This window comes from Roseovarius sp. B-10, from assembly GCF_056859295.1.
Genome location: NZ_JBSXOE010000023.1, coordinates 145,386 through 164,563, shown reverse-complemented (window position 1 = coordinate 164,563; position 19,178 = coordinate 145,386). Strand labels below are relative to the sequence as shown.

At 69.0% G+C, this 19,178-nt stretch carries 19 protein-coding genes and 2 pseudogenes; 16 read left to right on the top strand and 5 right to left on the bottom strand.

What is annotated here, in order from left to right; translation table 11 throughout:
* The 3 genes from AC13D8_RS05170 to AC13D8_RS05160 all read left to right on the top strand — a co-directional run.
* Positions 1-313 (top strand): phage tail tube protein (locus tag AC13D8_RS05170; protein ID WP_482967941.1); only part of this gene is annotated, 313 nt, incomplete at its 5' end.
* Positions 313-750: a hypothetical protein gene (locus tag AC13D8_RS05165; RefSeq protein WP_482967940.1), complete on the top strand. Its 438-nt coding sequence runs from the start codon at positions 313-315 to the stop codon at positions 748-750. The genes AC13D8_RS05170 and AC13D8_RS05165, both read left to right, overlap by 1 nt.
* A gap of 80 nt (positions 751-830) precedes the next feature.
* On the top strand, positions 831-992 hold the full coding sequence (locus AC13D8_RS05160; protein ID WP_482967939.1) for a DUF7697 family protein: 162 nt from the start codon (positions 831-833) through the stop codon (positions 990-992).
* On the opposite strand, the gene AC13D8_RS05155 is transcribed toward AC13D8_RS05160, so the two are convergent.
* Complete coding sequence (locus AC13D8_RS05155) at positions 963-1,253, bottom strand: HigA family addiction module antitoxin (protein ID WP_482967938.1); 291 nt, start codon at positions 1,251-1,253, stop codon at positions 963-965. The two genes, AC13D8_RS05160 and AC13D8_RS05155, sit on opposite strands and share 30 nt — an antisense overlap.
* Positions 1,254-1,264: 11 nt before the next feature.
* Positions 1,265-1,546: a type II toxin-antitoxin system RelE/ParE family toxin gene (locus AC13D8_RS05150; RefSeq protein ID WP_482967937.1), complete on the bottom strand. Its 282-nt coding sequence runs from the start codon at positions 1,544-1,546 to the stop codon at positions 1,265-1,267.
* An 83-nt stretch (positions 1,547-1,629) separates the two neighbouring features.
* On the opposite strand from AC13D8_RS05150, the gene AC13D8_RS05145 reads away from it, so the two are divergent.
* Both AC13D8_RS05145 and AC13D8_RS05140 read left to right on the top strand, forming a co-directional pair.
* Positions 1,630-3,873, top strand: a complete 2,244-nt coding sequence (locus tag AC13D8_RS05145; RefSeq protein WP_482967936.1) for a phage tail tape measure protein — start codon at positions 1,630-1,632, stop codon at positions 3,871-3,873.
* Positions 3,866-5,059 (top strand): hypothetical protein, encoded by a 1,194-nt coding sequence (locus AC13D8_RS05140; protein WP_482967935.1) that lies wholly within the window; start codon positions 3,866-3,868, stop codon positions 5,057-5,059. The genes AC13D8_RS05145 and AC13D8_RS05140 overlap by 8 nt, the downstream gene beginning before the upstream one ends.
* A gap of 98 nt (positions 5,060-5,157) precedes the next feature.
* On the opposite strand, the gene AC13D8_RS05135 is transcribed toward AC13D8_RS05140, so the two are convergent.
* Entirely contained in the window at positions 5,158-6,066 is a 909-nt protein-coding gene (locus tag AC13D8_RS05135; RefSeq protein ID WP_482967934.1) for a pirin family protein, read from the bottom strand.
* A gap of 184 nt (positions 6,067-6,250) precedes the next feature.
* On the opposite strand from AC13D8_RS05135, the gene AC13D8_RS05130 reads away from it, so the two are divergent.
* From AC13D8_RS05130 to AC13D8_RS05085, 10 genes and pseudogenes are all read left to right on the top strand, one after another.
* Entirely contained in the window at positions 6,251-7,111 is an 861-nt protein-coding gene (locus tag AC13D8_RS05130) for a phage BR0599 family protein (RefSeq protein WP_482967933.1), read from the top strand.
* A gap of 100 nt (positions 7,112-7,211) precedes the next feature.
* The gene (locus tag AC13D8_RS05125; protein ID WP_336429224.1) at positions 7,212-7,460 is read left to right on the top strand and encodes a hypothetical protein; all 249 of its coding nucleotides are present in this window, start codon (positions 7,212-7,214) and stop codon (positions 7,458-7,460) included.
* On the top strand, positions 7,457-7,717 hold the full coding sequence (locus AC13D8_RS05120) for a hypothetical protein (protein ID WP_482967932.1): 261 nt from the start codon (positions 7,457-7,459) through the stop codon (positions 7,715-7,717). Before AC13D8_RS05125 ends, AC13D8_RS05120 begins: the two co-directional genes overlap by 4 nt.
* Positions 7,704-10,835 carry a phage tail protein gene (locus AC13D8_RS05115; protein ID WP_482967931.1) on the top strand — a complete coding sequence of 1,044 codons (3,132 nt, stop codon included), beginning with the start codon at positions 7,704-7,706 and terminating at the stop codon, positions 10,833-10,835. The genes AC13D8_RS05120 and AC13D8_RS05115 overlap by 14 nt, the downstream gene beginning before the upstream one ends.
* A 22-nt stretch (positions 10,836-10,857) precedes the next feature.
* Positions 10,858-11,607 (top strand): DUF2793 domain-containing protein, encoded by a 750-nt coding sequence (locus tag AC13D8_RS05110; protein WP_482967930.1) that lies wholly within the window; start codon positions 10,858-10,860, stop codon positions 11,605-11,607.
* A complete protein-coding gene (locus tag AC13D8_RS05105; RefSeq protein ID WP_482967929.1) occupies positions 11,607-12,512 on the top strand; it encodes an SPRY domain-containing protein in 906 nt (301 codons plus the stop codon). Before AC13D8_RS05110 ends, AC13D8_RS05105 begins: the two co-directional genes overlap by 1 nt.
* A gap of 3 nt (positions 12,513-12,515) precedes the next feature.
* Entirely contained in the window at positions 12,516-13,514 is a 999-nt protein-coding gene (locus AC13D8_RS05100) for an FscB (protein WP_482967928.1), read from the top strand.
* On the top strand, positions 13,511-13,924 hold the full coding sequence (locus AC13D8_RS05095) for a hypothetical protein (RefSeq protein ID WP_482967927.1): 414 nt from the start codon (positions 13,511-13,513) through the stop codon (positions 13,922-13,924). Before AC13D8_RS05100 ends, AC13D8_RS05095 begins: the two co-directional genes overlap by 4 nt.
* A gap of 78 nt (positions 13,925-14,002) precedes the next feature.
* A pseudogene (locus tag AC13D8_RS05090) lies at positions 14,003-14,674 on the top strand (YcbK family protein).
* 29 nt (positions 14,675-14,703) lie between these two features.
* Positions 14,704-15,453, top strand: a pseudogene (locus tag AC13D8_RS05085) (IS630 family transposase); the annotation flags it as partial.
* A 10-nt stretch (positions 15,454-15,463) separates the two neighbouring features.
* Here AC13D8_RS05085 and AC13D8_RS05080 read toward each other — a convergent pair.
* Positions 15,464-16,321 carry an alpha/beta fold hydrolase gene (locus AC13D8_RS05080; RefSeq protein WP_482967926.1) on the bottom strand — a complete coding sequence of 286 codons (858 nt, stop codon included), beginning with the start codon at positions 16,319-16,321 and terminating at the stop codon, positions 15,464-15,466.
* A 12-nt stretch (positions 16,322-16,333) separates the two neighbouring features.
* Positions 16,334-17,812: an aldehyde dehydrogenase family protein gene (locus tag AC13D8_RS05075; protein WP_482967925.1), complete on the bottom strand. Its 1,479-nt coding sequence runs from the start codon at positions 17,810-17,812 to the stop codon at positions 16,334-16,336.
* A gap of 207 nt (positions 17,813-18,019) precedes the next feature.
* On the opposite strand from AC13D8_RS05075, the gene AC13D8_RS05070 reads away from it, so the two are divergent.
* Positions 18,020-19,177, top strand: coding sequence for an acyl-CoA dehydrogenase family protein (locus tag AC13D8_RS05070; RefSeq protein ID WP_482967924.1), 1,158 nt, complete (start codon positions 18,020-18,022; stop codon positions 19,175-19,177).
* Position 19,178 lies beyond the last annotated feature (1 nt).

Below are 19,178 nucleotides of genomic sequence, written 5' to 3'. Positions count from 1 at the left end.
CTCGGATGGCCGGATCGACGGGGCCGACCCGACCATCGCCGCGCTCACGGGCCAGATCGAGCTGCGCTTCGCCGATGAGACGCTGATCGACCAGGCGACGAACGGCACCGCCTCGACGCTCGAGTTCGGCTTTGCGCTGCCTGGCGGCGAGAGCTTCACGCTCACCGCGCACGAGGTCTACCTGCCGCGCCCGCGGGTCGAGATCGCGGGACCGCAGGGGGTGCAGGCGAGCTTCGACTGGCAGGCGGCGCTCGATTCTGCCGCCGGCGTGATGTGCACCGCGACGCTGATCAACGACGAGGAGACGTATTGATGATCCATCTCGACATGAAGGCCGGGCCGTGGTGGCTCGAGCTCGGGCGTGGCGTGCGCGTGCAGGTGATGCCGGCGACCACCTCGCTGATGATCGCGGCGCGCGGCGAGCCGGAGCTGCGCGATCTGCCCGAGGATGCGGGTGACGAGCAGGCGGGCTACGTCTTCGCCCGCGCGGTGGCGCGGCGCGCGATCGTGGACTGGACGGGCGTTGCGGACAGGGACGGCGCGCCCGTCGAGGTCACGCCCGCGGCGATCGACGCGCTGCTCGAACACTGGCCCGTCTTCGAGCGCTTCCAGGAGGAGTACCTGCTGCCGGCGCTGGACGCGGAGCAGGAAAAAAACGTCTCGGCGCCCTCGCCGCGTGGGTCTACGGCGGGGGCGAAGGCTACTGCGAAGCGTGCTCGCAAACCTGCGCGGACTGCCCGAAAGTCCTGAACGCGCCGCAGAGTTTCGAGGGGGCGGCCGTCTGGCGCCTGACGGAGCTCATCGAGGGGCAGCTGCGCGTCTCGGGTGGCGTGGTCATCGGCTTCGATCTGACGGCCGCGCTTGCGGCGGCCGCGGCGCTCGGCATCGACCCCGTGGGGGTGGTCGAGCTGCTGCCGGTGATCGAGGCGCGGATGGTCGAGGCGGCGCACCGGCAGTCGGCCTCAAGCGGCCTCGAAGGGCGTGATATCTGAGACGTCCACGTCTTCACGCGCCCGCGCGAGATCCCATGCCCGCTGCAGGTTCATCCAGTACTCGGGGGTGGTGCGGAAGAACGTCGCGAGCCGGATGGCGGTGTCCACGGTGAGCGCGGTTTCGCCCTTCACCAGCCGCTCGATCCGCGTGCGCGGCACGTGAAGCCGCTTCGCAAGCGTGATCGGGCTCATGTCGAGCGGCCCGAGATAGAGCTCCGAGAGCACCTCGCCGGGGTGAGAGGGATTCTGCATCAGTGTCATGTCGCGCCCTTTCAATGGTAGTCGACGATCTCGACCTCGGCCGGTCCCTGATCGGTCCACACAAAGCAGATGCGCCACTGATCATTGATGCGCACCGAATGCTGTCCCGCCCGGTCGCCCGTCAGGCCCTCGAGATAATTGCCCGGCGGAAACCGGAGATCCTCGAGGACCACGGCGGCATCGAGCGCCGACAGCATCGCCCGCGTTCGCTTGACCAGGTCGGCCGGGAAGCCCTTGCCGAACCGGTTTGCCACCGCGTTCGCCGCGCGCTTGCCCTTCGTGCTGACGATCATGAGGGCATGTATCACGCCGTGATACATAATTCAAGGGGGCGGTAAGCCGCTCTGAAGCCTGACATCATCTCGGGAGGACCGGAATGGCGGAAAAACGCGTCTCCGTGCGGCTTGCGGCCGTGGGCGGGCGGCAGGTCCGCCAGGCGCTGGAGGGGATCGGCACGGCCGGGCAGCGCGGGCTGGGGCGCGTCCGGCGCGAGATCGACGCGGCCAACAAGCGGCTGGACCGGTTCGGCCGCCAGCTGCAAAGGGTCGGGCGCATCGCGGCGGCGGCGCTCGGGGCGGCGGCCACGGCGATGGTGCGCTCGGGGCTGCAGACCGTCGACGCGCAGGCCAAGCTCGCGCAGTCGCTGGGCACGACGGTCGCCTCGATCCAGACGCTGGAACGGGCGGGCGAGCTGGCCGGCGTTGCGATGTCGGGCATCGAGCAGGCCACGAAAGACCTGACGCGGCGGCTGAGCCAGGCGGCGGCGGGTGGCGGTCCCGCGGCGCAGGCGCTCGAGCGGCTGGGCCTCTCGGCCTCGGAGCTACTGGCCCTGCCGCTGGATCAGCGCGTGGGCGCGATCAACGCCGCCATCGAGGATTTCGTGCCGGCGGCCGAGCGCGCGGCGGTCGCAGGCCAGCTCTTCGGCGAGGAAGGCTCCATCGCCATGAGCCGGATCGACAGCGCGATCCTGCGCCAGGCGACCGAGGACGTGCGCGCCTTCGGCGTGGTGGTCTCCGAACGGGACGCCGACCAGATCGAGCGGACCAACGACGCCCTCTCCCGGCTGGGGCTGGTGTGGCGGGGGCTGTCGAACCAGCTCGCGGTCGCGCTCGCCCCGGCGCTCGAGCGCATGGCCGGGTTCATGACGCTTCTTGCCGAGACCTCCGGCCCGCTCGGGCAGGCCATCGAGTGGCTCGGGCGCAACTTCGAGCGTGTGGCCGCCCATGCCGGCGCTTTCGCCAGCGTGATCGGGGCGCGCCTCCTTGGCCGGGTCGCGGCCTTTGCCCTCGGGCTGCGGGGGGCGGCTACGGCGCTGGTGGCGCTCAGGCGGGTGCTGGTGCGGCTGCCCTTCATCGGGCTTGTCGTCGCCGCGACCGAGCTTGCGCTGCAATTCCCCAGGCTGGTGCGTGGGGCGGGCAGCTTCGGGGAGGCGATGACGCTGCTGGGCGATCTCGCGGCCAGGGTATGGGAAGGCATCGGGACCGGGGCCAGCGCGCTCGGCCCGGCGCTCAAGGCGGTCTGGACACGCATCCAGGCGGGGTTTGCCGCGATGATCGCCGCGCTGCAACGCAGATGGGCGGGCTTTCTGCGCGACATGGCCGGGGCGGCGGGCAATATTCCCGGCATCGGTCAGGGGCTGCAGGAAAGCCTTCATGGCGCGGGCGTGCGGGCGCAATCGCGCAGCTACGAGACCGATCTCGCGGCCGAGGCCCTGCGCGGTAAGGCGGCAGCGCAGCGCGCCGAGGCCGGCAGGCGCCTTGTCGCCGGTGGTGCGGAGATCGCGGCGGCCTGGGAGCGGCTGCGCGCAACCGTTGCGGCGGGGGCGACGGCGGCCGAGGACGGGCTCGACGGTGCCGCCGAGGCGGCAAGGACGCTCAGGGACGCGATCGATCAGGCCGGCGGCCTCGGCACCGGCGATGGCCGGAAGGGTGGCACCGGCGGCCCGCTCGGCAAGCTGGGCGAGGCCGCGCGCGCGACGGGGGCTGCCATGTCGCAGGCCGCGGACCGGAGCAAGCAGTCCTGGCAGGACGCCATGCGCGAGATCGGGCGGCAGGCGGAGCGGCAGCGCGCGACGGCGCAGCGGCTCGCGGAAGACATCACCGGGCCGCTCAAGAACGCGCTTGCGTCGGGCGAACTGTCCTGGCGCAGCTTTTCCGACGCGGTCTCGCAGATCGCGCAGAGCCTGGCCACGCGGCTCATCAATCTTGCCTTCAAGCCGATCGAGACCGCGCTGCTGAACGCCTTTTCCGGCGGGGGTGCCGGGGGCGGTGGGGGCGGCTTCCTGGCCAACCTCTTCGGCTTTGCGCGCGGGGGCGTGTTCGACCGCGCGGGCGAGGTCCATGCCTTTGCCCGGGGTGGCGTGGTGGACCGGCCGACGCTCTTTCCGATGGCGCGCGGTGTGGGGCTGATGGGCGAGGCCGGGCCCGAGGCGGTGATGCCGCTGCGGCGCGGCCGCGGCGGCCGGCTGGGCGTCGAGGCGGGCGGTGCGGTGCGCGAGACCCCGACCCGCATCGTCAACGTGCTCGACCCTTCGGTGGTGGGCGACTACCTCGCCACACCCTCCGGCGAGCGGGCCATCCTGAATGTCATCCGCCGCAACCGGAACGCCCTGAATGCCTGAACTCTGGCCGTTTCCAGCGGCGCAGGATGTCACGGAAGTGCTGGAATGGCGCACCGATGTGCTGCAGGCCCAAGAGGGCGAACAGCGCATCGCGCTCCGGCCCCGGCCGCGCGAGATCGTCACGCTCCGCCACCGGCTGGGCGCGCTCGGCATGGCGCGCGCGGCGGAACTGGCGCGCGCCGGGTTTGCCGGCGCGTGGCTCCTGCCACTCTGGCACCTGGCGCTGCAGCCGGGGACCGATCTGGCGCAGGGGGCGACCGAGATCCCGCTCGACACCGGGCTGTCGGATTTCCGGGCGGGCGAGCTGGCCGCGATTGCGGTGGATGGCGGTGTGGCGATGCCGTTCGCCATCGCCAGCGTTCAATCCGACCGGCTGATCCTGGCCGAGCCGCTGGACGCGCAGCTGCCCGGCCCGTCCGTCGCCGCCGGGCGCATCGCGGTCACGCCCGTGCGCGACGGCCTGCTGACCGCGCCCGTCGATATCGCGCGGCGCAGGCAGGGCGACGGCACGGTCACGGCAAGCCTGCTGCTGCGGGATGCGCCGGAGATCGCACCGCTGGTGCTGCCCGTCTATCTCGGCCGCCCGGTCCAGACCGACCCGAGCCTTGTGCGCCGCCCGCTCACCGCCGGCCTGCGGCGGGTGGTGGAATACGTGGACAACGGCTTCGGGCCGGTCGTGGTGGAGCCCGTGCGCGATGTCTTCGAGCGCAGCGAGACGATCACGCTCAAGGCGCACGGACCAGCCGCAGGCTGGGCACAGCGCCGCTGGCTCTGGTCCCTGCGCGGTCGGCAGGCGAGCTTCTGGCTGCCGACCTGGGGGCACGAGCTGCAGCTGCAGAGTCCCATGAGTTCGGGATCGGTGCTGATGCGCGTGGCGCCGATCGCAACGCTCGAGGCGTATGTCGGGCGGCGGATCATGCTGGAGATGCCGGGGGCCTTGCGGTTCCGGACGATCACCGCGGCCATCGAGGAGGGGGCGAACCACAGGCTGACCTTGTCATCGCCCCCTGGCGAGCCGGTGCCGATAGGTACGAAGGTGCATTTCCTGACGGCGGTGCGATCGGCGGCCGACCGGATCGAGATCCAACATGGCCCGGTGGCGAGCGAGGTGACCGTGCCGGTGGTCGAGGTTGGGCATGCAGATGACGGGCAGAGCACCCCACCCGCTCCGGAGGCGCCGCAATGATCGCCCATTGCCTCCGGACTGTGCCTGCGGAGAGTGGCTGGTGCGCGGCGCAGGAATTTGGTGGCAGGATCGGGCGAAGCCGATCGACAGAATCCCGCTCAGCCCTGCCTGATGAATGTACCATTCTGCAGCTCACGAAAGGCGGCACGCAGCTCGTCCTGCGTATTCATGACGATCGGCCCGTGCCAGGCCACGGGTTCGCGGATCGGGTGCCCGATCATGAGCAGGAACCGGATGCCGTCATCGCCTGCCTGGACGGTGATTTCATCGCCTGCGCCAAAGCGCACCAGGGTCCGGTTGCCGCTCATGTCCCGGATGTTCAACTCCGTCCCGCGAAACTCCTTCTCGACCCTGATCCCCGTCGGGGCGCTCGAGTCGCGGAAGGAGCCGGAACCTGCGAACACGTAGGCGAGGGCGTTTGCCCGCGTATCCACCCCAAAGACCTTGCGCCGGCCGGGCGGGACCGAGATGTCCAGCAGCATCGGATCGGCGGCAATACCGTCCACGGGACCGGTTTTGCCCCAGAAGGAGCCGATGATGACTTTCACGATCGTGCCGTCGTCGTCGCCTTCCACCGGGATATCGCCTTGCGGGACATCCTGGTATCTCGGCGTTGTCATCTTCAGCATCCCGGGAAGATTGGCCCAGAGCTGGAAGCCGTGCATCCGGCCCTGAGCGTCGCCCGAGGGCATCTCCTGATGCACGATGCCCGACCCCGCCGTCATCCACTGCACGCTACCGGGGCCGAGCAGCCCCCGGTTGCCCAGGGAATCCGCGTGTTCGACCTGGCCCTCGAGGACATAGGTAATCGTCTCGATCCCGCGATGGGGATGCCAGGGAAAGCCGCGGGAATAGAGTCGCGGATCGTCGTTGCGGAAATCGTCCATCATCAGGAACGGATCGGTCAGCGCGGGATCGTCGAAGCCGAAGACGCGTTGCAGATGGACACCGGCTCCCTCGATCGCGGGTTGCGCCGTGGTGGTAGCAGCGACTGGTCTGAACGTCATTTGAAGCTCCATGCCTGTTGAATGCGTATATGGGCGATCCGGAGCCATCGGCAAAGACAGGCGTGCTCCGCATGAACTGTGCGCACGCGCACAGACAGGTCGCGCATGACGCCGCGGGCCTCGCAATCCTGACTTCGGGGATACCCGGGCGCCTTCTCATGAATCCTGTTCGGGAGCCCGCCCCATGACCTACGCCTCCATCGACTCCTCCGCGGCCAAGGGCCGCCCGTATTTCCTCTACCAGTTTGTCGAGGATGCGCAGATCTGGCGCTTCACCAGCCGCGCGCAGGCCTGGAGCAGCACGGGCAGCGGCGGGGAGACGTTTCCCTGGGAGCCCGCCGCGGTGGCCCATGGCGAGGTGGTGCAGACGAGCGAGATCGAGCGCGGGCGGCTGGAGCTGACCTGGCCGCTCTCGCACCCGTTCGCGCGGCGGTTCCTGGCGCCGATGGGCCCCACGCCCGTGACGCTGACCATATTCCGCGGCCACGAACAGGTGCCGGGCGAGACGGTGGCGCACTGGAAGGGCCGCGTGGTGGGCGCGGAGGTCGAGGGCCTGCGGATCCTGCTGCAGGCCGAGTCGGTGTTCAGCACGCTGCGCCGGGCAGGCGTGCGCGCGAAGTACCAGCGGCTGTGCCGGCACGCGCTTTACGGGCGCGGCTGCGGGCTCGATATCGCGCTCTACTGGCTGACCGGCACGGTGACAGAGGTTGTGGGCAACGCCGTCACGATCCCCACGGCGGCGGACCAGTCCGATGGCTGGTTCCGCGGCGGGGTGCTGCGGTTCGGGCCGCAACTCGGGTTCATCACCGGGCACGCAGGCGCCACGCTCATCCTGTCGCGTCCCATGCCGGAACTGGCCGCGGCACTGGCCACGCCGGAGGTCGACCCCGACACGGGCGATCCGCTGCCCGTCGCAGTCGAGATCGCACCGGGTTGCGACCTGCGCGCTACCACCTGCGCGGGCAAGTTCGGCAATCTCGCGAACTTCGGGGGGTTTCCCGAGATCCCCGGCCGCAACCCGCTGGGCGGCGGCTCCATCGTCTGACGCGCGCACCCGCACCCCCGCCCGCACCCTGCCTCCGGTGTCGCCTGCGGCCGCGCGGGTGGCCCGAGGCGGTCATACCCAAACGTAACGGCATATCCCCATGGCCTGGACCTTCATCGCGCGGCTCGTGCTCGGGCTGGTACTCTCGGCGGTGTCCTATGCGCTCGGGCCGCGGCCGAAGACCGACACGCCGCAGGCCGCGGGGCTCGACGATTTCACGCTGCCCACGGCGGAGGAAGGCCGGCCGATCCCGGTCGTCTTCGGCACCGTGCTCATCACCGGGCCCAACGTGGTCTGGGCCGGGGACCTGCGTGTCGATCCCATCCGCAAGAAAGGCGGCAAGAAGTGACGACGCCCGATCACAGCGCAGCGACGCCCCTCCGTGTCACCGTGCAGGACCTGCGCACGGCCCGCTACTGTATGGCCGGCGCGCGCCCGTGGTTTCGCCGCCACGGCTTTGACTGGCAGGCGTTTCTCGATCACGGCATCGCGGCCGAGCGTCTCAGGGCCGCCGATGCGACGCTCGCGCGCCCGGTGATCCGGGCGGCCGCCGCCCGTGCGGCCCGCGCGGCTGCTGGCAGGGAGGCCGACGATGGGCGGGCGTAGCAAGCGACAGACCGTCGGCTTCCGCTATTCGCTGGGCATGCACCTGGCGCTCTGCCACGGGCCCGTCGATGCCATCCGCGAGATCCTCGTCGATCGCCGCACCGCCTGGTCGGTAACCACGGGGGCCGGTATTGCGGGCACGGGCGCGGGCGTGGAGACGCGCCTCGGGGCAGTTGCTGGCATGGCGGCCACGGCGGCGCAGGCCGGCGAGACCGTCGCCACCGTCGCGTTTCCGGGCCGCCTTGCGGGCGTCCGCCTCGGGCAGGACTACCGGCTCCTGCTGGCCGACGGGGCGCGCCACACCGTCACCGTGCAGGGCATCGGCTATGACCCTGCGACGGATACCAGCTCCTGGTCCGTGCTGCCCGGCACGCTGAACTTTCCCGCACAGTCCGTCGAGGTGGTCGAGGGAAAAACAGCCGCCAGCACCGCCGGCGCGGGCGGCGGGCGCATCCGCATCGACAAGGCGGGGCTCTTCGGCGGCGAGAGCCGCGAGGGCGGGATCGTGGGCGATGTCGATGTGCTGATGGGCGGTCCCGGCCAGGGAGCGAACGATTACCTGGCCGCCCGCATGGGCGCGGAAGTGCCGGGGTTTCGCGGGCTCTGCAGCCTCGTGCTGCGGCAGGTCTATCTCGGCCTCAACCCCTACCTGAAGCCCTGGGCGGTGCGCGTCACGCGCGTGCTGGCGGGCGAGGCCGGCAGCCTGCAATGGTATCCCGCGACCGCGCCCATCGTGCCCGAGGCCAGCATCTCGGATGCGGCCATCTACATCGCCCTCGATGTCTCGGGCTCGATGTCGGGCACGCGCATGGCGGCGCAAAAGGCGGGCGTCGCGGCACTCATCCGCGAGATCGGCGCAGGTGCCGATCCCGACCGGCCCAACGACATGGCGCTCGTGCTCTGGAACTCTTCCGTGGCGGACATGATCGAGCGGCGCAACATGGGGTCCGCGGACTACGCCGCGCTCGAGGACTGGATGCTGGCGCTTTCCAACTCCACCGCGGGCGGCACCAGTTTCGACGCGGCCTTCGCGGCTGCCGGCGCCTTCTTCGCGGGCAGCGGCGAGAAGCGCCGGATCGTCATCTTCGTGACCGACGGGGAGCCCTCGCCGGTATCCTCCGTGGAGGCTGCGCTCGCGCGCATCGCCAGCCTGCCGCCCGCCGACATCTTCGGCTTCAACATCGCGCTGTCGGATACCACCCATACCGCGCGCCTCGACACCACGCCCGTCGACGGCGTGCCGGTCATCCCGCCCGGCGACAGCCAGGCGCTCGTGGCCTCGCTCCGGGGCGCGTTCGGCAACGGGCCGGACATGAACCCCGCCCATATCATCCGCGAATGCCTCACCAACCGCGACTGGGGCCTGGGGTATGCCGACATGGAGATCGGCGAGAGCTTCAGGGAGGCGGCGGACACGCTCTTTGCCGAAGGCTTCGGGCTGTCGCTGATCTGGCAGCAGGACAGCTCCATCGAAGAGTTCATCGTGAGCGTGCTCGACCACATCGACGCCACGCTCTTCATCGACCGGCGCACGGGGCTGTGGGAGCTCAGGCTCATCCGCGCGGATTACGACCCCGCCACGCTGCCGCTTTTTGATGAGACCAATGTGGTCGACTGGGGCCGTCTCGGGCGGCGCGCACCGTCGGACCTCGTCAACAGCGTCACCGTGCGCTTTACCGATGCCTGGACCGACGCGCCCGGCTCGGTCTCGGTGACCGACACCGCCCGCGTGCAGGACATGGGCCAGGTCATCGCCACCACGCTCGACTACAAGGGGCTCCGCTACCAGGGGCTGGCGGTGCGCGTGGCCGAGCGCGACCTGCGCGCGCTCTCGGTCCCGCTGCTCTCCGGCGAGATAGTGGTCAACCGCGCCGGCGCCGGGCTCGGGCCCGGCGACGTGATCCGGCTGCGCTCGGAGCGCCGCGGGCTCGACGATGTGGTCATGCGCATCTCCGAGATCGGCCAGGGCGACGGGCGCGACAACGGCATCCGGCTGAAGATCGCCGAGGATGTCTTCGCTCTGGGCGCCACCGCCATCGCCGGCGGGCGCATGCCCACGGGATCGGGCATCGCCGCCCCGCCGCGCGCGCTCGCGCACCGCATGGTCACGGAGGCCCCCTACTGGCTTCTGGTGCGCGAGCTGGGCCACAGCGAGGCCGACCGCATCCTCGCGGAGGACCCGGACGCGGGCGCGCTCATCGCCACCGGCGAGCGCCCGAGCGCCGATGCGCTCGCGGCCGAGCTCTGGATCGATCCCGGCACCGGGCCGGTGCAGGACGGGGCGGTGGATTTTGCGCCCTCGGCGGTTCTGGCCGCGGACATGCCCGACGATCCGGAGGCGCGGACCGTCGCGGTCAACGACTGGCGCGGCCTCGGTGAGGTCGGCATCGGCACGCTGGCCGATATCGGCGGGGAGCTCGTGCGCATCGACGGGATCATGGCGGACACGATCACCCTGGGCCGGGGCTGTCTCGACACGGTGCCGCTCGCCCATCCTGCCGGCACGCCCGTCCTCTTCTTCGACGACAGCGCCCGGATCACCGACGGCGCCTATGCGGCGGGCGAGACCCTCGCCGTCCGGCTGCTGCCCGAGACCGGGCGCGGGACGCTGGCCTTCGCGCTCGCGCCCGAGGACAGCGTGACGCTCGCGGGCCGCGCCATCCGGCCCCTGCCGCCCGGGCGGGCGATGGCCAATGGCGGCTACGGCATCGACAGGGAGGCGCTTCTCGCGGGCGACGTGACGCTGAGCTGGGCGCATCGCGACCGGCTCGCGCAGACCGGGCCGGTGCTCGACGACTACACCGCCGGCGATATCGGCCCCGAGCCGGGCGTGACTTACGTCGTCGACATCCGCTGGGTGGACCCGGCAACGGGTGCGGCCATGGCGCCGGTTGCGGCGCGCATCCCTGCCGGCACGGGAACCAGCCACACGATCACGCGCGCCGAGATTCCGGTCGGGGACGCGCCGCCGGCCGTCTCCGAAGTCGAGATCCGCGTGCTCGCATTGCGCGACGTGGATGGCAGCCCGCGCGACAGTCGCACGGGGCGGGCCTTTCGCCTCGCCTTCCTCTCCGGCTGGGGTGCGGCCTGGGGCGAGGACTGGGGCGCGCCTTCCTGATCAGACAGCAACGAGGTAGCACATGCCAGAGCGCATCATGCCGGGGCTCGGGCTCCGGTCCTTCTACGATCCCGGCCAGAGCGACTGGGGGACCAGCGTCAGCGAGGACCTGCGCCGCCTCTCCGCGCTCGTCCAGCTTGTCGCCAGGTCGCGCAGCACCGCGCTGCCCGCCACCGGCAGTGCCGGGGATATCCATATCGTGCCCGAAGGTGCCCCCTCGAACGCGAATGCCATCGCACTCTGGGACGGGCCCGCGGGCGCGGAGGACTGGGTCCATCTCACGCCGGCCGCCGGCTGGGAGGCGTGGATCGCGGATACGGGCGAGCGGGTGCGCTTCGACGGCACCGCCTGGCAGGTCGTCCTGCCGGGCCTCGCCGGCAAGGCCGGCCGCCTGCTGGGCGTCAACGCGGGCGAAGACGCGCTCGCCTTCCTGCCGCCGCCCGCAGAGGGCGCGGCGGAAGTGGTCGCGGATGGCGCGACGACGCGCATGCTCACGCTCGCCGACAAGGGCGCGATCGTGGAGATGACCGCCGGTGGTGCCAACACGGTGACGATCCCCGCCGAGGCGAGCGTCGCCTTCCCGCTGGGCAGCCTCATCAACATCACCCAGGCCGGCGCCGGCCCCACGACCATCGCCGCCGCCGCGGGCGTGGCGCTCAACAACGTCCCGGCCGGTTCCTGCACCATTGATGCGCGCTGGTCCGGCGCGGCGCTCTACAAGCGCGGCCCCGATGCCTGGGTCGTGCAGGGCGCGATCTCCGAGGTGGCGTGATGACGGGACTCTACCTCGCGCGCGCCGGCCTGCTCATGGGCGGGGCCAGCGGCGGCGGCTCCGGCGGGGACGGCTCCGACGGGGACGGCTCCGGCGGCATCGGTGTCCGGCTCGACGCGGCGAAGGCCGGGGCCGGGCACACGCTCTCCGAGGATGACCGGACGCTCATCAACACCGGCGGCGGGTCCGACTATCGCCACTGGGTGCCGGCCCTGAAGCAGCTCCCCGGCACGCATCCCGCCCCCTTCTACTGGGAGATCGCCTGCGCGCCGGGCGGGCCGGCGCAGTTCGATGGCTATGCGGGCGTCGTGTCGCAGGCGCAGCTGGACGACCCGGGCCGGACCTTCGACAGCGGCGAGAACCCGGTCCATGCCGGCTCGATCTGCTACCGCGGCAATGGCGACGTGTGGGGCAACACCGCGTCGCGGCTCGGCTCCTACAGCGCCTATGGCGCCGGCGACATCGTGATGCTCGCCTTCGACCCCGTCTCCGGCGGGCTCTGGATCGGCGTGAATGGCGCGTGGCAGAGCGATCCCGCCACCGATCCGGCCACCGAGGTGAGCGAGGCGGCGGGCGGCGACTTCCGGCCCGTCCTGCAGGGGCGCGAGCCGGGCGAGGGCGGCACGCTGCGCTCGCTGCCCGGCCAGTTCTCCTACCCCGTGCCGGGCAACTGCATCGCGCTGGGGCACAGTCTCGGCATCGCCGATGGCGTGGCCGTGCAGGCGGCCTCGCACTGGATCGAGATGGGCGGCACGGCCGCGCTGAGCCTGGCCTCGGTCGATATCTGGCACGAGATGGGTGGCGGCACGGCACTCGGCCTGCCGACCGGCGAACTCTGGCACGAGATCGGCGGCGGAGAGGCCGCCTCCGCCGCCGCGCATGAACTCTGGATCGAAAGGAGCTGACCCATGACCATCCTCCATCTCGGCCATCAGCCGGCCGATCTCGGCGGGATCGAGCCCGCGCTGATGAGCACGGACCCCGCGGGGTTCGACGCGGATCTCGACGTGAACGCCGTGAAGTTCACGGGTGGCAGGTCCCACAGCTCGGCCTTCAGCCTCGCCTTCCCGCCGCCTGCGGGCGATCTGTGGCTCCAGGTCCGTCTCCGCGCGCCGAGTACGTCCTCCGCGGATTTCTACTACAAGGACGTCTCCGTCCTCGCGTTCCGGGATGCCTCGGGAAACACCGTGGCAGAACTGCGCGGTCGAAAGAGCACGCCCACGATCTTCGCGCGGGCAAGCGGCGACACGGTCGTCGATGGCGCGAACGGCCTCGACAAGGGCACGGGCACCGTTCACTGGATCAATGTGCGCGTCGCCGTCGGCGCCGATATCACCATCGAGCTCTACGACGGCGCGGGCCTGATGAGCAGCACCACGGCGGCCAACACCGGAGGCAAGGGCAAGCCGGTCTCCGCCGTGTTCGGCAATACCAACATGCACAGCCATTTTGGTGACGCGACCTGGTATTACGCCCATATCGCGGTGCTCGACGGCACCCCGACCATCGGCCGGCGCTTCGCCCGGCAGGTGCCGGACATGGCCGGCGCCCACAGCCAGTGGGCCGGCACGCTCGCCGCCCTCGGGGACGGCAACATCGCCACGCGCATGTCGAGCGACACCGCCGGCCAGCGCCAGAGCGCGACGCTCGCCGGGCCGACGGGGCCGTCGGGCGCTTCCATCGCCGCCGTGCACATCAAGGCCGTGGCCCAGGCCGGCACCAGCGGGCCGGGCAGCCTCGCGGGGTTCCTGCGCCTCGGCGGGGTCGATCATGACGCGAGCGCCGCAGCACTGTCCAGCGCGGTGCCCGAACAGGCGATCTTCTCCTGGCCGCAGAACCCGGGCAACGGCGCGGTCTGGACGGACGCCACGCTGCCTGACGAGATCGGATTGCTGAGCGCGCCATGACGGATCGCCCCACACTCATCGCCCAGATCGCCGAGGCCCTGCGCGAGAACGGTCTCACCGCCGCCATCGGGGCGCTCGCCACCGCTCTCGTGGGGCTCGCCGTGGCGGTCACGCGCAAGGCATTTACCAACGAGGCCGTGGTGCAACGGCTCGAACAGGAGCTCAAAGCCGAGAGCGCGCGCGCCGAGGCCGCCCGCGCGGCGGAGATCCGGCGCCTCGAGGCCCAGCGCGCCGAGGACAGGGCCTCCGAGCAGGCCCATCGCGCGCGCCTCGAGCAGGACCTCTACCAGATGCGCCAGCTGCTCTTCACCGTCTTCCAGCACGCCCCGCCGCAGGTCGTCGATCCGCCGCCGTCTGCAAACCCGCCTGCAAACCCGTCGGCCAACCCGCCGCAACCGCCCGACGAGTGAGTTCCCGTCGGACGACACACCGCCGCACCACCCATCCGGCCCGCCTCGGCGGGCCTTTTACGTTCCAAGGAGACACCGATGCCCCGGTTCTACACGCACCATGACGATGTCGCGCCCGATGACTGGCGCTGGCCCGACTTCTCCCCCGCCGAGATCGCCTGCCGCGGCACCGGCACGCTGCTCGTCCACGAGGGCGCGCTCGATGCGCTCCAGGCGCTGCGCGACCGGCTCGGCAAGCCGATGATCGTCCGCTCGGGATATCGCAGCCCCGGGCACAACCGCGCCGTGGGCGGCGCGCCGGCCTCGAAACACATGGAGGGCACGGCCTTCGATATCTCCATGGCGAACCACGACCCCGAAGCCTTCGAGCGGGAGGCGCGGGAGATGGGTTTCCTCGGCTTCGGCTCCTAACCGCGCTCGGGGTTCATGCACATCGATCTTGGCCCCTCGCGCCAGTGGGGTGAGCGGTTCCCGGCACGGGCGGCGCCGTTTGCAGAGGAAACGCCGCCTGCGCGCGAGGTGCTGGCGGACAGCCGGACGCTCAGGGGCACCGGGGCGGCGGGCGTCGCCACAATCGGGGCCGGCGGGGTCGAGGTTGCGCAGGAGCTGCTGGCGGAGGCTCAAGGGGCCGTCCTGCCGCTGGTGCCGTATCTCGATACCCTGCGCTGGGTGTTCATCGCGCTGGCGCTCGGCGGGATCGCGGTGGCGGTCTGGGCAAGGCTCGATGACTGGAAGCGGGGGCGGCGGTGATGTGGGGCGGTATGCTGGTGGGGTTGCTGTCGCGCCCATGGGCGCGGCGGGTGTCGCATACGACAGTCCGGCGCATCTGGGCCGCCTTCGGCCTTCAGCCGCATCGGAGCGAGACCTTCAAACTCTCGACCGATCCTCTGTTCGTCGACAAGGTGCAGGACATCGTTGGCCTTTACATGTCGCCGCCGAACCGGGCTATCGTGCTGTGTGTAGACGAAAAATCACAGATCCAGGCGCTGGACCGCGAACAGCCGGTGCTGCCGATGGCGCCGGGTGTCGCCGAACGCAGAACCCACACATACATTCGCCACGGCACGACCTCGCTTTTTGCCGCGCTCGACATCGCCACGGGAGCGGTGATCGGCAAATGCTACAAACGGCATCGGGCGACCGAGTTCCTCGACTTCCTCAAAAAGATCGACGCTGCCATGCCGGACGGGCCGGAGGTGCATCTGGTGATGGACAACTACGCCACGCACAAGACGCCGCGCGTCAAGGCGTGGCTGGCGCGCCGCCCGCACTGGCATGTGCATTTCACGCCCACTTCGGCCAGCTGGATCAACCAGGTGGAACGCTGGTTCGCCGAGTTGACACGCAAGCAACTGCAACGGGGCGTCCACCGATCCACCGCCGAACTGGAGGCCGACATTACTGCCTTCATCGAGGCGCACAACGAGAACCCCAAGCCATACCGATGGGTCAAATCAGCTGACGAAATCCTCGCATCCGTCAAGCGGTTCTGCCAGCGGACACAGCGAAACTTATGTGCCGAACTTTAGATTCGGGTGACTAGCTTTCGCGCGTGAGCAGTTCGTCCAATGCGGCATTGAATTTGTCCGGCCGCTCATAGCTGACCCAATGTCCCGCGCCCGGTATGATACGGATACGGCTCGGTCGTTCGAGATCCTTCATGAGGTCATGCCGATCATCCATGTAGGGGCCGATCGTGGCGTCTCGGTCGCCCCAGATGCCGGAGATCGGACACCTAAGGCGGAACAGGATGTCGCGAAGAGGGTGCGATGCCGTGATCGGACGTGTATCGAGCCTCGCGTGCGGCGCGTTCGTGGCCTGGATGTGGATCGCGAGGGGGTCGATCGACGAGGGGTCTGCCAGCATCATGATGCCGAGATTGTTCGCATGGGCTTCCCGGCGGGCCTGTTCGCTCTCGGCCTTGCGCCAGCTCGCGAAGCGTGGAATTTCCTGCCGCCGAGCGCCGATTTGACCGGCGGAAACCACGATCAGCTGGGCTGTATCGGTGCCAAGGTTCTCGGCCATCGCTCCGGCAATTGTGCTGCCCAATGAAAAGCCGACGACGATCGGTCTTCCCGGCATCCCGAGCGCCCGGTACGAGTTCGCCATAAGCGATCCGAACCCATCGGCGTCGATCCCGTCCGGCGGCAGGGGAGACTCGCCGAAACCCGGAATGTCGGGGGTCAGGACTTGATAACCACAGTCGGCGAAATGCTCGATGTTTCGCACCCAGTGCGACCAGCTTCCGAAGTTTCCGTGCAGCAGAACCAACGGCGCGCCTTGGCCCCAAAGGCGCCAGACCACGCGTGATTCCCGCTCGACCACGACGCGGCGTGAGCGACTGTCCAGCCGGTCCAGCTCAGCCTGCGGGTCGTCGAGTGCGTTCGGAAAGTGCATCGGCGCGGCCTTTCACAGCCTCATGTAGACGGCTTTATGTTCAAGGAATGCGTCAATTCCTTCGGGACCGCCTTCTCGGCCCCATCCGCTTTCCTTGTAGCCGCCGAATGGCAATGCCTTGTCGGAACCACCGTAAAAGTTGACCCAGACGTTGCCGGTCTTGATTCGGCTGGCGAGCTTGTGCGCCACCGAGAGGTTCTGTGTGAATATCCCGGCGCCAAGCCCATAGCGCGTGTCGTTTGCGAGGGCGGCCGCGTGGTCCGGATCGGAGAACGGCATCGCGGCGAGAACCGGACCGAAGATTTCCTCGCTGACGAGCGGCGTGTCTGGGCTGACATGGGAAAACACCGTAGGTTGCACGAAGTGACCCGGCCCATCCGGCCGCGCGCCGCCCGCAAGGAGTTCTACCCCGGACTGTCGTGCCGTATCGATATAGGACATGACCCGGTCGGCCTGCCGCGCTGAAATCAGCGGCCCCATCTGGGTCGTCTCCGCGAAACCGTCACCCAATTGAGTAGTCGCGGCGATCTTTGCGATGCCGTCCAAGACCTCGTCATAACACTCTTCGTGCACGAACAGCCGCGAGCCCGCGTAGCAGACCTGCCCTGCATTCGCGAAGATCGCCGCAGCGGCCCTCGGGATCGCCTTGCGCATGTCGGCGTCGGGAAAGACGAATACGGGCGATTTGCCGCCAAGTTCCAGGCTCAATCGTTTCAGGTTTCCTGCAGATGCCCGGACGAGTTCCTTTCCGACCGTCGTCGAACCGGTGAACGAGACCTTGTCGACGTCGTGATGGTTCGCCAGCGCGGCACCGGCATGCACACCAAAGCCCGTGACCACGTTCAAGACGCCGGGTGGCAACCCGGCATCCAGAGCGATCTGGCCCAGCCGAAGGGCCGTTAACGGAGTCTGCTCGGCGGGTTTCAGAACCGCGCTGCAGCCGCTTGCGAGAGCTGGCGCGACCTTGTTCAGGGCCGCCGAAAGCGGGGAATTCCACGGAACGATCAAACCCGCGACACCGACCGGCTCAACCTGCGAATAGGCGTGGAATTCCGCCCGTTGGCCCGAGATGTCAACCGTGCGTCCGGATATCTTGGTACACATGCCGGCGTAGTATCGAAAACCGTCGATGGCCCGTTCTATCGCACGTAGGGCGACCCCGTTCGGCATGCCGCAGTCGATGGTTTCGATGCGTGCCAGTTCTTCTCTCTGGGCCCATAGCAGATCGGACATTCGCCACATGATCCGCTCGCGCTGGACCGCGGTATTGCGACGCCAGACGCCGGCTTCAAAACTCTCGCGCGCGGCTTTGACGGCGCGGTCGATGTCGTCCGCCTCTCCGGCAGGAACGGTCGCTACACATTCTTCGGTCGCCGGGTTTTCGACGTCGAAACGGCCCCCGCCGCTGGCATCGATCCAATCCGCGCCGATCAGCATTTTCGCGTCTTTCTCGATACTTGCGGGAAGCGTGGCAGTTGCGGATCGTTCCATGAAATCCTCCTGTTTAGCTCTAGGCCGGTCCTTTCAGTTCTGGAAAGCCTAGAAAGGGGTTCATAAAAACACAAGTGTATACTAGTGTATTTTTTATATTGACTCTTCACACTGTGGTTGATCTTTTCAACGGTAATCGAAGCTTTGCCCGAAGCTGGATGATGAGATGAAGCCGGGGATACTCGCCGGCGGGGAGAGACGAAGAGAATGGATTTCAAACTCACGAGCGAGCAGGTGATGATTCAGGATTCGGCCCGACAGATGGTCGAGCGTGACATCGCGCCGATCATGAAGGCCCACGACCCGGACGAGCCGTTGCCGCGCGAGGCGATGCTCAAAATTTTCGCGACCTGTGCCGCCCAGGGACTGACCTCCGCCCGTATTCCCGAAAGCGCCGGCGGTGCCGAGATGACCGCTCTGACGATGGGGCTGATCTATGAACAGTTGCCTCCGGCCATCGCGCTGGCCGTCATCGCGCACGAAGGCACCGGGGCACGGCTTTACTTGTCCTCAACGCGCGAGCAGCAGGAACGTTTCCTGCCCGATATCATCGAGGCGAAGCGCATCGCCTGCACGGGCAATACCGAGCCCGGGGTCGGATCAGACCCGCGCAGCATCACCACAAAGGCCGAGGAGAGCGGCGATGGTTGGCTGGTCAACGGGCGTAAGATGTGGATCACCAATGCGTCGATCTGCGACCTCATGAACGTCACCGTTTCGACCGGGAAGGACGACAAGGGGCTCAGCAAGCTCATGCGCCTGGTCATTGACCGTGAAGAAAGTGAGTTCACAGCACGAGAAATCCCCACGCTGGGCTTGCGGCAGGGGCATCTCGCCGAGGTGTATCTCGACGATTGCAGGGTGCCGAAAGCCAATGCCCTGGGCAAGGCGGGCGATGCCGCGAAGATCCTGACGCTCACGTGGCTCGCAAACCGTCCGATCTTCGGCCTCTTCGCTGTGCATCTCGCGCAGAAGGCGCTCGACAGCGCCATCCAATTCGCCTCGGACCGCACTCAGTTCGGGCGCACGATCGGGGGCTTCCAGCTCATTCAGGAACTGCTGGCCGAGGCGTTTGCCGAGGTCACCACGGCACGGCTCTTGTGCTACTACGCCCTGAACTGCATCGACAACGGCGAGCGGGCGAACCACGTTTCGGCGATGGCGAAGCGCAGGGCGATCACGGGCAGCCAAAGGGCGATTTCGCTCGCGATGGAAGTGCACGGCGCCATGGGGCTGAGCCGTGAAATGGGGCTCGAGGAGTTCTACCGTGACGCCCGCATGTTGACTGTGCCGGATGGCACGAACCAGATCCTGACCCTCATCGAGGGTCGCGAGATCACTGGCACAGCAGCCATCCGTGCCTGAC

Coding starts and splice junctions, on each gene's coding strand:
- AC13D8_RS05165 (WP_482967940.1), top strand. CDS start 313: ATGATCCATCTCGACATGAAGGCCGGGCCGTGGTGGCTCGAGCTCGGG.
- AC13D8_RS05155 (WP_482967938.1), bottom strand. CDS start 1,253: ATGACACTGATGCAGAATCCCTCTCACCCCGGCGAGGTGCTCTCGGAG.
- AC13D8_RS05150 (WP_482967937.1), bottom strand. CDS start 1,546: ATGATCGTCAGCACGAAGGGCAAGCGCGCGGCGAACGCGGTGGCAAAC.
- AC13D8_RS05145 (WP_482967936.1), top strand. CDS start 1,630: ATGGCGGAAAAACGCGTCTCCGTGCGGCTTGCGGCCGTGGGCGGGCGG.
- AC13D8_RS05140 (WP_482967935.1), top strand. CDS start 3,866: ATGCCTGAACTCTGGCCGTTTCCAGCGGCGCAGGATGTCACGGAAGTG.
- AC13D8_RS05135 (WP_482967934.1), bottom strand. CDS start 6,066: ATGACGTTCAGACCAGTCGCTGCTACCACCACGGCGCAACCCGCGATC.
- AC13D8_RS05130 (WP_482967933.1), top strand. CDS start 6,251: ATGACCTACGCCTCCATCGACTCCTCCGCGGCCAAGGGCCGCCCGTAT.
- AC13D8_RS05125 (WP_336429224.1), top strand. CDS start 7,212: ATGGCCTGGACCTTCATCGCGCGGCTCGTGCTCGGGCTGGTACTCTCG.
- AC13D8_RS05115 (WP_482967931.1), top strand. CDS start 7,704: ATGGGCGGGCGTAGCAAGCGACAGACCGTCGGCTTCCGCTATTCGCTG.
- AC13D8_RS05110 (WP_482967930.1), top strand. CDS start 10,858: ATGCCAGAGCGCATCATGCCGGGGCTCGGGCTCCGGTCCTTCTACGAT.
- AC13D8_RS05105 (WP_482967929.1), top strand. CDS start 11,607: ATGACGGGACTCTACCTCGCGCGCGCCGGCCTGCTCATGGGCGGGGCC.
- AC13D8_RS05100 (WP_482967928.1), top strand. CDS start 12,516: ATGACCATCCTCCATCTCGGCCATCAGCCGGCCGATCTCGGCGGGATC.
- AC13D8_RS05095 (WP_482967927.1), top strand. CDS start 13,511: ATGACGGATCGCCCCACACTCATCGCCCAGATCGCCGAGGCCCTGCGC.
- AC13D8_RS05080 (WP_482967926.1), bottom strand. CDS start 16,321: ATGCACTTTCCGAACGCACTCGACGACCCGCAGGCTGAGCTGGACCGG.
- AC13D8_RS05075 (WP_482967925.1), bottom strand. CDS start 17,812: ATGGAACGATCCGCAACTGCCACGCTTCCCGCAAGTATCGAGAAAGAC.
- AC13D8_RS05070 (WP_482967924.1), top strand. CDS start 18,020: ATGGATTTCAAACTCACGAGCGAGCAGGTGATGATTCAGGATTCGGCC.